Here is a 12301-nt window from a genome sequence, read left to right as displayed (position 1 = left end):
GGTGTATTCCAACATAAAGGAGGAATTGAAGGATATCCCAAATCAAAGTTATTTTAAAACGGATTATTTTGCTGAAATAATTCAAGCGCAGAAAAATTTCAATGAATCCTTAACTAAAGAAGTGAAAGACATTAAAAAAAGGCATCAGCAAAATGAATATACAGGAGTGAGAAAATGGAATGAACTGAGTAGTAGATTAGAACATTTATATGGAAAAACTGCAAAATATGAGAAATTTGAACAAGAAATAAGGAAGTGGTTACAAATGCTAGATGATAAAAATCAGGAACTTAAACGTTTAATGGAAGATGAAAATGATATAAAGCAGGAATATATAGAAAACAAATTAAATCAAGTTAGCCAGTCAAATCAAGAAATCATAAGTCAGCTTTCAGACTATCAGTCATTTTCGGAGCAGCTCACTTCTCAGATGAATGAAATGTATATGTTACATCAACAAATGGCAGAGCAAATGTCTAAACAAGATGAAAAACATGATAAAGTTCTAGACAGTTTTGAAAATCAAGAAGCATTGATGGAAAAAACAGTAAGAAAGCTAGATAATCTTCGTTCGATTTTATATGAGCGAACTTATCATATTGTAGAAAAAATAGAAAACAGTTGGAAACCACTATCTTTTATGATGCCCGGGAAAAATAAGGAGGAAAAAGAAAAAGCCAATAAATAATGTGGCTAAGACACGTGAAAGTCATTTAAAATAACTCTTTACATTAGCAACACGTTTTTGACGCTTTTTTAAGGACAAAAAAACCTCTCTCAGTGAATTTTAATAACCATTCACTAAGAGAGGCGTCATTATCAACCCTTATTTTCTTGATTTAGGATTGTTTATGTTTAATTTACAAGTGGTATAACACTCAATTAATGCTATTTAAAATTAGCAATTTCCAGGTGTTCCTTCTCTTTCCTTCGCTTTAAAGGAAGAGCCACAGCCACATGATACAACGGCATTCGGATTATCAATCGTGAATCCCCCACCCATCATGTTTTGTTTGAAATCGACGGTTGTTCCTTCGATGATCAGCGTTTCGCAGCACCGCTCATGATTATGAATTACAATCAAGGTTGTTAATCACTTACCTATATGATTGTAAATGTTGTTATTTTAATACTACCCTAATTTCATTATATTTACAATTAAATGATATTATTCGATTTCAATATATGTGAGTTTTTCATTTAATTCTTTCCAAACTTAGCTTTGTTTTTTTGCTAGAACGGCTATTAATACCTCCCCCCATTACTTTACCTAAGAATCTTTTGTGTTTGACACTTCATTAAAAAAAGGATTGAAGCCCGTCTTAGTTTCATCCACAAGATTTTCACTATGATTAGGGGTGACAAATAAGTCTTTATAATCTTTTTCATCAAAGATAAAAATTTGCAAATCTTTTTCATCCATATATTGATAGAACTTTTTTAAAATTTCTCCTATCGCTCTTCTATTATCAATATCAAATGGTTTTGATATATGATCAATTACTAATATAGGTACCAATGGATATTTATTTTCTTTAATCAACATACGCAAAAAACCTAGATAGCCACAAAATTGCATTAGTGTGTGCCTCGCCATACTACCTACATAATAATTTTCAATTTTATTTGACTTAGAGCTCACAATTTTCGGCTGTAATATATTTCCTTTTTTATGATATTGTATATAGAATCCCTCTAAATCTTCATCATTTCTAACTATATCTGAAACATTGATTGCAGATTTATATAATTCAGTTATAAAATCAGATAAATGGTTAATTTTCTCATTGTCATCGTTATTCTGTAATATTTTAATTTCTTCTTTTAACTTTTTGATCTGCTTTTGCTTAGTTTCAAGTTCGATTGCATCATAAGACACATCAATACTTAGATATTCTTCAACTAAAGCAATAGAACGAGATTTTTCTGAGATATTAAAGGAGGAAAAACGAGATTCATTTGCAAAAATCTCTTCTTTAATTTCTTTTCTCTGTTTCTTTAGATCATTTATTGAATGATTTGTTATAACATATTTATTAAATGAGATTCTTTTATCCAAATCGTCTGCCATAGTAATGATTGGTTCAGCCAAATATTTATATTCACTCTTATCTGATATGAGTGACGATAAGTTATCTACAAGTTTCTTTCTATTTAGATTTTCAATTTCGAAGTTTTTGTTATCTTCAATAGTATTTTCATATATTTTAATTTGTTCGTTTAGATTATTATGTATTGATTCGAGTTCAGAAATTGTTTTTGGTTTCTTATAGCTTTTTTTTGATTCCTCCAAAGATTTAACTTTATATATTTCATTGAAAATTTCTTTATTATTTTTACCATTATAAATCATTGGTATATTAAGCTTTTTCAAATTAACATTAATATTATTTTTCACAAAATCAAATCGTTGTATTGAACGTTTAAGTAAGTTTACATCTTGTTGGAGTTCGTGTAAATTTTTTTTAAGTTCAAATATCTTTTCCAAATTATTATTAAAAACATAATTTAATAATGCTGGTAATTTTGTAGAATATTTTATATTTTTACTCTTCGTAAAAAAGTCAGTAATATTTCCAAATGATTTTTCACCCAAAAAGTTAAATATTGTAAAAGTTCTGTATGTTAAATTTTCTTCTGTAAAATCTCTAATTCGATTTAAAGTTGTGTGATCAATGGTAAAAATGGAATGCAATTTATCTTTATATTCGGCTAAACTAATTGGCTCTCCCCACTCTTCACCTTTATACTTAAAATAATTTATATCTTTCTCAAGTGTTCGTTTAAATAAGTATGTTATTTTATTATACTCAAATTCTATTATGGCATAATTTAGCGAATCCCTATACCATACCTTATTTTTAATGTTTTGGGAATCTCCAAACATAAAATCAATAAAATTATAAAACTCTGTTTTACCAGAGCTATTCTTTCCTTTAAAATAATTTATTCCATAATCAAATTTATAATCATATATAACTTCCCCATTATCTACCATACTTATTTTTTTGATTTTATACATTTCTTACCACCTCTTTCAAAAATTGTATGTCAGAATAATTCTTACTTTCTTTTATAGCGAGGTTAATAAATGATTTCTGTTCCGCTACAATATGATTTTCCTCTGAAATCATCACTTCTCCTGAATGCTCTAATATTTTTCTGTTTTCAATTAATAAGTGAATAGCACTAATTATATATTTTATATTCTCGCAGTAATCGTCAAATAACCCAGTTAACTGTGATAAGCATTTAAGCACCAAATCATTTTTATTTGATGCATTATATATATTTGACTTCATGAACTTTTTCTTTTTTAATAAATAGGAAAATGTAATTAACTTTATAACACTTAGATTCTTGTGTTCTTCTAAAATGTCTAAAACTATATCACAATAAGTACTAAGTAATATAATTTCCAATTCATAATGATTTTTTTTCACTTCTCATCCTCCCAAGAAATTTTAATATCTTCTTCTACATTTTTTTTTGTTAGGCTTATACATGAACCGAATCTTGTTTGGTCTAATTGAGTATAATTATTATTCATTTTCTTGGTTTCGTTTAATCTTTTTAATGGTGTATCTTTATTCTCTTCTTCCAAATCTTCTTTTACACTACAAAAGTTATCATAGGTAGTTCGCTCAATATTATCAACAAAATTTAATTTGTTATCTTCTAGGAATCTATCTTTTATACTTTCATAATATTGTTGATAAATTAGATGCTCTTCAATTCTTTGTTGAGAAAGTTTACATTTTGCCAATTGCAAGTATTCACGTGATTGTAGTATGGCTTGATCAGTTAAATTTATTTGTCTACTCTTTCTAAAAGCAATATAATCTGGATCATAATGACTGTCCTTTACCCTTCCACTTATTTCCTCAACCTTCTTCATCATATCCTCAAAGGTGCATTTATACGAATCTCCATTATAAACAGCAGAGATGATTTCACCGTTAATATATTGAATAAGTTCCTTAACTCTCAAACTGTATATTAAGTGACTTACACCACTTCTTGTAAAATGAAATGCAAATCCATCTAATATTCTATCATCAAGTTTTCCATCCGAAATGAACTCATAATCGGTACTTAATTTATCATAAGCTTTCTTAAATTTTCCATAATTATTCTTATATTGTAATTTTACCTTACTAATTAAAGCATTTGATTTACTGTTAGATTTCATGACAAATTCAAACAGTTTTTCACACGAAATATCGAATAACTTACCAGTATTACCATATTTATCTTCTGTGAACAAAATGTACTTACTAATTTTTGTTGTGGAGGATTCAAGTAAAAGCCAATTATATAATATTTTCAGTTTACTTGTATTATCTATTTTTGTTCGTTTTACTTGAATAGCAAAATAATACCCATTTCTATCTTTATCTTCAACTAAATTTCTAAATGAATCAGATTTTTTATCCAAAGAATCGGCGTCTATTTTTTTATCTCTTACAGCAACATCCTCTATTGTCTCAAATTCTATTTGTCCATTTTCACTCATCTTAGACATATAATACACAAAAACACGAATTTGATAGGCAAAGCCACTTAAACTTCTGATCCCACTACCATTATCTGTTAAATCTTGATCCGCCAAAATATCGCCTCCTTACAAAAATTTAAGAATACTAATATAAAACAAGAATGCACTTTAAGATAGATTATCTATTAAATGTATTATTTTGGTCATCTAATAGTCTATTGTGCATTACCTTATTTTTATATAATATGCCTACGTCATAAAATTTAAGTATATTTACTCATTTATGTAAGATTATATATTATTTTGTTCGTTATTGTAACCCAAGCTGGAAAACTTTAGATATTTGTTTAAAATTCTAGCAAGTTAATTAAACACTCTTTTTTAGTGGGGAATTAATTTCCTGGAAATTTTTATTGTTAAAAAGACAACCGATTTCTGCACGGTTGTCTATAATTTAGTCATTTAATTTTCTTTTTGCTCTTATTAATGTACTCTTACTTATTCCTGTTCTTTCTTCTACTTCTTTATATGAATTAGTTCTAAGCAAGCCTAAAGCATGATCAATTTGTTTCTTACTATACTTATTTGGTCTGCCTTCTCTAAAGTCTTCACACTGCTTAGCTATTGCCTTACCTTCTTGTGTACGTTCAACAATCATATCCCTTTCAAATTCAGCAAAGGAACTAAGTATGTTGAATATTAGTCTTCCTGTTGGTGTATCTTCAACTATACCCATATTAAGTATATGAACTCTTACACCATTCTTAAATAACTCTTTAATTGTTCTGATAGCATTGTCAGCAGACCTAGCAAAACGATCCAACTTAGTTATTACTAAAGTGTCTCCTTCTTGTAATATCTGTAACAACTCATTGAATTGTGATCTATCTGATTTAGTACCAGTAAACTTTTCTGAATAAATCTTATCGCACCCTTCACCATTCAATTGTTGTAATTGCGACTCTAAATCTTGGTGTACTGTACTAACCCTTGCATACCCATATTTCATAATATAGCAACTCCGATCAGTATATATTTATGACACTAAGTTGTGACACCTTCCTGTATACTGATAATAGTACATCATAAAAACTGTGTCAATACTTAAGAGTTATGACACTGTACCTTTTTACGAAACCAAAAAAGTCGACATATTAGATCGACTTTTATCTTTTCCTTATTCAACTAATGTGGCTTTGAAATAAAGTTTGATAATTTATAATAAAGATTGATCATTTAAATAAAGTCCGATAATTTATAAAAAAGTTTGATACAATTATATTGATAGTTGGATTGTGACAATTCAACAAACGGGCCATTTAGTTGAAGATCTCATCAGATAAGTAATAATATTTAAAGGAATAATTCATTCTGATAAAGAATATTAAAAAATGTGATGATAAGGAGGCGATTGTATGGTTAATCATGTAGAAAATCTATATAACTATCATGTATGGGCAAATCAAAGAGTTTTTGAGCACTTAAAAGAACTGCCACAGGACATTTATCGCAAGGAGATTCAAAGTGTTTTCTCTTCCATTTCAGAGGTATTTGTGCATATTTACATTGCCGATACTATATGGTTGAATGTCATGTCAGGCAACAGTTTTGATAAAGCAGAAATGAGAGCACAACTGCGAGAGAAAACAAAAGGAAAAAGTGTTGAAGAGATGGAAACGATGTTTTTTAACTTATCTGAGCAATTTGAGGAATTTTTCGATCACCAAGGGAATCTTAATCAAGCAATTTTTCCAGAACATCCTCATTTTGGTCGGTTGGAAACCAATCTTTTCGAATTGGTACAGCATGTTGTCAACCATGGAACGTATCATCGTGGGAACATAACAGCTATGTTGCGACAGTTAGGGTATCCTGGGGTTATGACTGATTATGTTGTTTATTTGTATGCAACGAATACGAAAAAATAGCTTTTTTCCTAACTGCCGATAATCCTTACTTATGTTAAATATACAGAAATAGAAATATGCTTTTCTTATTTCTCAAAACCAGCTAATAGAAGCTACTCAGTTATTCCATAATAGGGCGCGATTGTTGAGCAACACAGGTAGAAAATGATCAAATTTTTTTATAAAAATTTCACACCCGTTTACAAGAAAAGAATCCGTTTTGATCAATCTTTTTTCAAAACGGATTCTTTTTATTTGCCCAAAAATGTGGCTTTGCGAGGTACTTTTGATCAAACTTTATTCTAAAGCTACCCGTTAACACAATAAGCTAATACTTCCTCAAAAAAGGACAATATAAAATATAAACCAAATTTAAGAAGGTTTAATTATCGTCCCCTGATGAAAGAACATTTGCCACCTACCATCTATAAATTTCCAAATTGTACTTCGTAATGGATCTTGTTTGCGTGTTTTATCTTTAACACGGTATGTAGCTAAAACGCAATCAGAAGATAGGGGATGAATATCAAAGTCATAAAGGGACATTTCTCGAACTCCAACATAGGAAAACCCTCAGAACATCCGAATTCAAAGAAATCATCTGCTAACAACTTCTCAAAAAAATCACTAGATACTCGGTTATCTGGTTTCAAATGACTTTTCTCCAATTCTTTCAGAAGTTCTTTAAGAGTCGCTTTATCAATTGACAATTTTTCAACACCTACTTTCTGAGACTAATATTTATAACATTTCAAAAAATTTCTCGATAAAAATCATATACCCTTCTTGTAGAAACCTGCTTCTTTAGCAAAATAGGTCCTGCCGTATCGACAACTCTTTGTTCAGGGTACCCTTTAGTAAAAAACAGAAGTTTTTTTGTTAGCTCCTGTTTGCAATACATAATATGGCGCTTAATTATTAACTAGGTCTTGAATTTTTAATAGCTCATTTAAATTTTTGATTTCATAATCTGGTTTAATGTTGCTCTTTATTTCTATATTATTTCTATTTATCCATGCACTTTTAATCCCATTTTATTTGCACCAGCAATGTCGCTGGATAGTGAGTCACCAACGTGAATGACCTCATTTGAAGCCAACCCACTAATCTTTAAAGCGTGTTCAAACATCTCTGGACGAGGCTTATATGATTTCACGTCCTCACTTGTAATTATATCCTTAACCGATAACTGATGTAGTTTAATAGCTTCCAAAATATCTGCACGGTCAATATTAGAGAGTATGTAAACGGGAATTGTACTCTGGTTTAAAAATTCGACTGAATCTTGAAATATAGCTGGATTCATCCAATGATTAAACATCAGCTCTACCAGTTTTGTTTCATCTAAGTTTGATTGAAAATACGCAAGTGTACTTTTTAATGAAATTTCTTCTAAGGTCCTTTGATGTGTGAAATTTGCACCATGACTTTCAATAAATAGAGCTGAAAGTTCTTTCCACCAAACTCCCCCAATTTCTGATAATGTTGCATCTGTTTGAGAGTTTTCCTTTATCTGTTCACATATATTGGTTATAACTTCTTCATCTTCATTTACAACAGTTCCATAAAAATCTAAAAATATAGCTTTAATAGAGATAGTGTTCCCTCCCGCCTTTATCTTGGTAATAATAATTTCGACTTTTCAACCTAAATCACCTTTTTTATGTAACTCCTTCTGTCAACTAAACTGCTTCATTAATATAATAAGTTCTACAAAAATAGCGTTAATCCTTCTTGAATTAATGCCCCCGTTACTTTAAGTACATTTCTTCACATATCATAAAAAAATATCTTATGGTGACTTTAATAATACCCTTATAACTTTCTAAAACGAAAAATGATAACAGGAGGAATCTCATACCAATCAAATTTATTGTCATCTTTTTCTTTTTTGAAACTAGGTTCTTCTACACCATCAAGTACAAAACCTGATTCAAAAAATAAGTTCATATAATACGACAATGACCTATGGAACATAAAATGTGGAATTGTTTGACCTTTTATACCAATAGCTTTATATGATTCAGAGGTTAGGTACTTTGATATTTGAATGCTGTTTTTAAAAATCAAATTTCCGTTATCATCCTCTGATTCATTTATTTTCCTGACACCAGGAGTTTGAAAGCAAGGATGTGTAATAGAGTAAACAAATGTGCCATTTGGTTTTAATATCTTATGTAGTGAATTTATTAATGGGGTTATATCAGCAATATCCATTAACCCCATATTAGATACTGCATTATCATATTTTTCATTTCCAAGTTCAAGCAAATCATAATTATTAGTAGCATCAATAACTTTATATTCAATTTGATTTAGGTAGTCCTTAGACCGTTTTATTGCTCGTTCGACCATCTTAGAACTATAATCAAAAGCAACAACATTTGCTCCTAACTCTGCCAGTCTTCTTGAAAAATTCCCATTACCACAAGCAATATCTAGTATAGTTTGTCCCTCCTTAATACTTAATAATTTTTCAGTATATGGTCTTATCAATTCTCGGTGAAACCGATTACTTTCTTCACCCATATAATCATCCCAATATTCAGCATTCTGTTCCCATCTAGATTTCGAATCCTGTATAAGTTCCTTCCATTGACTCAATTTACGTTCCCCTTTCATATCTAAAAATGTTGTAGCCATTAAAAATTCTATGTACTTAAATGATAATTTCTTTTGTTCAATAAAAAGATTATATTTGAAAATGTTCTTCTTCCAGTTTAAATGCTTAGTTAGTTGAAGAGTTAATGATCACACATATATGAGCGATTTAACATAAATCCCCATACAACCTTCTTAAAATATCGTAATTTTTTGATAGTTGGATCAAAAGAAAAAATCGCCTTGGATTGGACCCTCTTGTTAAAGTTTTGCATCCGTTAGCTTAATAAGAATTGTATTTTTTCAGCAACTTCTTTTGGTCTTATATCTATTATAGATAACTTGTCTATTTCCACCCACATTGGTTCATAAGTGCCTCTATTTCTATTTGTGTCGGTAAATTCTTCGCCCATACCAGTGCCTATTTCACCTTCAACAATATCAGCTAAGAAGAAATATTGTGTACCGTTATATTCAACTTTTCCAAAGCACTCATTAACATTAATATTCACACCTAACTCTTCAAACGCTTCTCTTTTAGCTGCCAGATCAGGAGTCTCACCTTTTTCAATTCCGCCCCCAGGAAATACATAATAAATCTGACCATCTCTGTTTCTTTTAATCAAAACAACTTTGTTATTTTCTAAAAGAATAGCTGACCCTCTCTTTCTCAAAACGCACCTCCTAAGTTTTTCCGATAAAATATACTTTTATTTTTAAATTATTATTCAACAAAACTGCTTCGTAGCACAATAACAACAATTTATTTTAAGACTATCCAATCTTCGTATGTCTTAGCATCAATACCTAAATTATTTGTTCTTACCCATTCAAAAGCTTCAAGAACCAATGGAGAAGCATTTTCCAAGGATACATCTTTCTCCGAGACCCATAATGCCCCCAGTGAATCTTGTCCATCAAATTGTTCTGAAACATTTAGCTCTCCACCAATTGCTTTAATAGAATAATAAACTGCTATATGATGTACATCTGTAAACTCTCTCCACAACCAAGGAAGCTTGAAATCGATGACTCCAATATTTTCTTCAATTTCGATTTCAAGCCCCGTTTCTTCAAGAAATTCTCTTTTCATTGCTTGGAACAAAGCTTCTCCTTCTTCTAAACTTCCTCCAGGAAGGTCATAACGATTAATCTATGGGCCTCCACTTTTATTTATCACTAAAAGTTTGCCATCTTCTACACAAATACCATATACTCCAAAAGCTCTATGATATTTTTTATCAGACATTATTAACTTCCCCCATTCCTTCTTTTAGCTACTTCAAGTAACCTGCTTCTTTAATATAATAAATTCTACAAAAATAGCGTTAATCCTTCCTGAATTAACGCCACGTTTGTTAAAGGCTATATTTGGATTAATGACTTACTAGTTAGTTAACCTTTTCATCCCAACGGATTATCTCAGCATTTGAAATATTTACTTTACCTCAACTAAAAACGTGAGGTATAAATTGAAATATTCCAAATCTTTCTCCTTTTTTATGCTTTTCCTTAAAATATGAAATAGTATCTAATGGTATCTCAGATAGTTCCTCATAATTATTCATATCTAGTAATTGAATAGTTTGTTCATTCATCTCAGCATCTGGACCAAGATAATCATCTTTTCCGTATATATAGATTGCATTCTTATTATTTATTAGATTAGTAATAGGTATCTTATAGAACTTTGTATCTTGGTTAATGTTACCTTTAACTTCATTTAAAGCTCTGTAAACTAATGTTGGGTGCAATGGTAAAAAATGAATCACATCATTCCATAAACAATTAAGCTTAGGTATCTTTCTTTCAAGTAGCTTTACTCTTGATGGATGGTCATTATACTTTTTTACATATTCTAAATATAAATTTTTTTAATAAATTTCATTTGATTTAATGGATAAAGCTCATTACCTATCATGTTTTTCGGAACCATATGATAAACGTAGTTAATATGATTTCACTCCTTTAAAAAATCTTTTTACTGTTGCACACTTTTTTCTAATTATAATAGTTCTATATTTATATTAAAATTCCTTCTTCAACTATACTGCTTCGTTAGTACAAGAAAGCGACTGCTTTATTAAACAATCGCTACCCGTTAGCGCAATAAGCACTGAGCATCTATTAGCTGATCTGGTTCAAGAAGGGAAATATTCCATAGGTTCTGTACAATGTACGTAACCATTTTTCTTATAATAATTAATAGACTCATCACTCGGCCATACAATAACAAATTCATAATGGTTTTCTTTAATCCATTTATTTATTGTTTTAAGTATTTTACTTCCGACGCCCATATTTCGGTATTCTGGAACTGTATATACATTAGTCATATAAGCAAATGGATATGTTACTTTACCAGGTCGTGGTACTTTTTGTATTAATTCTATGTATATGTGTGATACAACTTTTCCATTTTCCTCAGCAATCCAAATAAACCATTGATCACTTTCAATTGCATTCTCTAAAAAAGATTGACATTCCTTTTCAAAATCAGCAAATGATTGAATCCTCTTACTTTCATCATATTCAATAGTAAAATCCCATCTCATTCTTATTAATTGCTTAATGTCTTTTGTTTCGGCAAGTCTTAAATTCACTCTTATTTCCTCTCCTTAACCATTTATTTCTTCTACTGTTAAACCACCAGTTAACACAATAAGCATTATCCTTATTGAAGAATCGCACCCGTTAATTTAAGTGTACCATTTCACAAATATTGTATGATTTTACAAAGGTTTTGGAATTACCACCGCATTGCAAGCTTTTTCATAAAATTCAATTGGTCCTGCTTCTCCAATAACAGCATATTCATAACCTATTTCATTCATTTCACTTAAACACAAATGAAGCAAAGTATACCCTATACCTTGTACCCGTTTTGAATAAGTTGTTCCCATCGGACCAAATAACCCTTTTTTATTTCGCACAACATCAAAGCAAGCAAAACCAATAATTTCCTCATCATCTAAAGCAATAAAAAGAGGAATATTTTCTTTTGAAAATCCGTTTTCAATAGAGTCTAACCATCCATTTCCAAATTCCTTTTCTACAAATTTTTTTAACGATGTAGCATCAATTTGCTCTGCTTTTCTAAAAGTCATATTGGATGTCGGTATATTTGGGAATGAATAATCCTTTAAAGAAACAATCATATCTCTCGGATGTGACACTATTTCAAGGATACGTGAAACATCCAATCCATCAAATATTGCACTTGTTGAATAGTCATTGTTTCTAAAAATTGCATCCACTAGATGTCCTTCATTTAAATAAATCTGTTTGAATCGTT

Annotated in this window: 12 protein-coding genes and 3 pseudogenes; 2 read left to right on the top strand and 13 right to left on the bottom strand. The window is 30.0% G+C overall.

Features of this window, described 5'->3' with window-relative positions; genetic code table 11:
- The first annotated feature begins 25 nt into the window (after positions 1-25).
- Positions 26-688 (top strand): hypothetical protein, encoded by a 663-nt coding sequence (locus BM121_RS21035; protein WP_091486572.1) that lies wholly within the window; start codon positions 26-28, stop codon positions 686-688.
- A gap of 210 nt (positions 689-898) precedes the next feature.
- Here BM121_RS21035 and BM121_RS21030 read toward each other — a convergent pair.
- From BM121_RS21030 to BM121_RS21010, 5 genes and pseudogenes are all read right to left on the bottom strand, one after another.
- A pseudogene (locus tag BM121_RS21030) lies at positions 899-1042 on the bottom strand (HesB/IscA family protein); the annotation flags it as partial.
- 228 nt (positions 1043-1270) lie between these two features.
- Positions 1271-3022, bottom strand: a complete 1752-nt coding sequence (locus BM121_RS21025) for a V-type ATP synthase subunit I domain-containing protein (RefSeq protein WP_091486570.1) — start codon at positions 3020-3022, stop codon at positions 1271-1273.
- Positions 3015-3443: a hypothetical protein gene (locus BM121_RS21020; protein WP_091486567.1), complete on the bottom strand. Its 429-nt coding sequence runs from the start codon at positions 3441-3443 to the stop codon at positions 3015-3017. Before BM121_RS21020 ends, BM121_RS21025 begins: the two co-directional genes overlap by 8 nt.
- On the bottom strand, positions 3440-4612 hold the full coding sequence (locus tag BM121_RS21015) for a hypothetical protein (RefSeq protein ID WP_091486564.1): 1173 nt from the start codon (positions 4610-4612) through the stop codon (positions 3440-3442). Before BM121_RS21015 ends, BM121_RS21020 begins: the two co-directional genes overlap by 4 nt.
- A 340-nt stretch (positions 4613-4952) precedes the next feature.
- On the bottom strand, positions 4953-5507 hold the full coding sequence (locus tag BM121_RS21010) for a recombinase family protein (RefSeq protein WP_091486562.1): 555 nt from the start codon (positions 5505-5507) through the stop codon (positions 4953-4955).
- A gap of 406 nt (positions 5508-5913) precedes the next feature.
- Between BM121_RS21010 and BM121_RS21005 the strand changes: the two genes are divergently transcribed.
- Positions 5914-6426 (top strand): DinB family protein, encoded by a 513-nt coding sequence (locus BM121_RS21005; RefSeq protein WP_091486560.1) that lies wholly within the window; start codon positions 5914-5916, stop codon positions 6424-6426.
- A gap of 351 nt (positions 6427-6777) precedes the next feature.
- Here the strand turns inward: BM121_RS21005 and BM121_RS22510 are convergent.
- The 8 genes and pseudogenes from BM121_RS22510 to BM121_RS20965 all read right to left on the bottom strand — a co-directional run.
- Positions 6778-7115 (bottom strand): annotated as a pseudogene (locus BM121_RS22510) (nuclear transport factor 2 family protein).
- A gap of 299 nt (positions 7116-7414) precedes the next feature.
- On the bottom strand, positions 7415-7939 hold the full coding sequence (locus BM121_RS20995) for an HAD family hydrolase (RefSeq protein ID WP_245780876.1): 525 nt from the start codon (positions 7937-7939) through the stop codon (positions 7415-7417).
- Positions 7940-8220: 281 nt separating this feature from the next.
- Positions 8221-9009: a class I SAM-dependent methyltransferase gene (locus BM121_RS20990; protein WP_217649334.1), complete on the bottom strand. Its 789-nt coding sequence runs from the start codon at positions 9007-9009 to the stop codon at positions 8221-8223.
- A gap of 275 nt (positions 9010-9284) precedes the next feature.
- Entirely contained in the window at positions 9285-9680 is a 396-nt protein-coding gene (locus tag BM121_RS20985; RefSeq protein WP_091486557.1) for an NUDIX hydrolase, read from the bottom strand.
- Positions 9681-9769: 89 nt separating this feature from the next.
- Positions 9770-10258: pseudogene (locus BM121_RS20980) on the bottom strand (NUDIX hydrolase).
- Positions 10259-10454: 196 nt separating this feature from the next.
- Positions 10455-10778: a hypothetical protein gene (locus BM121_RS20975; protein ID WP_245780874.1), complete on the bottom strand. Its 324-nt coding sequence runs from the start codon at positions 10776-10778 to the stop codon at positions 10455-10457.
- Positions 10779-11147: 369 nt separating this feature from the next.
- Positions 11148-11609 carry a GNAT family N-acetyltransferase gene (locus tag BM121_RS20970; protein WP_091486555.1) on the bottom strand — a complete coding sequence of 154 codons (462 nt, stop codon included), beginning with the start codon at positions 11607-11609 and terminating at the stop codon, positions 11148-11150.
- 129 nt (positions 11610-11738) lie between these two features.
- On the bottom strand, positions 11739-12301 hold a 563-nt coding region (locus BM121_RS20965), incomplete at its 5' end, for a GNAT family N-acetyltransferase (RefSeq protein WP_217649333.1).

It is taken from the genome of Gracilibacillus orientalis, from assembly GCF_900114645.1.
Lineage (GTDB): Bacteria > Bacillota > Bacilli > Bacillales > Amphibacillaceae > Gracilibacillus > Gracilibacillus orientalis.
The sequence above is the reverse complement of the archived record's forward strand: the minus strand, read 5'-3'. Positions and strand labels throughout refer to the sequence as shown.

Excerpts from the sequence above, each read along its gene's own strand:
- BM121_RS21025 (WP_091486570.1), bottom strand. The coding sequence starts at position 3,022 with ATGTATAAAATCAAAAAAATAAGTATGGTAGATAATGGGGAAGTTATA.
- BM121_RS21010 (WP_091486562.1), bottom strand. The coding sequence starts at position 5,507 with ATGAAATATGGGTATGCAAGGGTTAGTACAGTACACCAAGATTTAGAG.
- BM121_RS21005 (WP_091486560.1), top strand. The coding sequence starts at position 5,914 with ATGGTTAATCATGTAGAAAATCTATATAACTATCATGTATGGGCAAAT.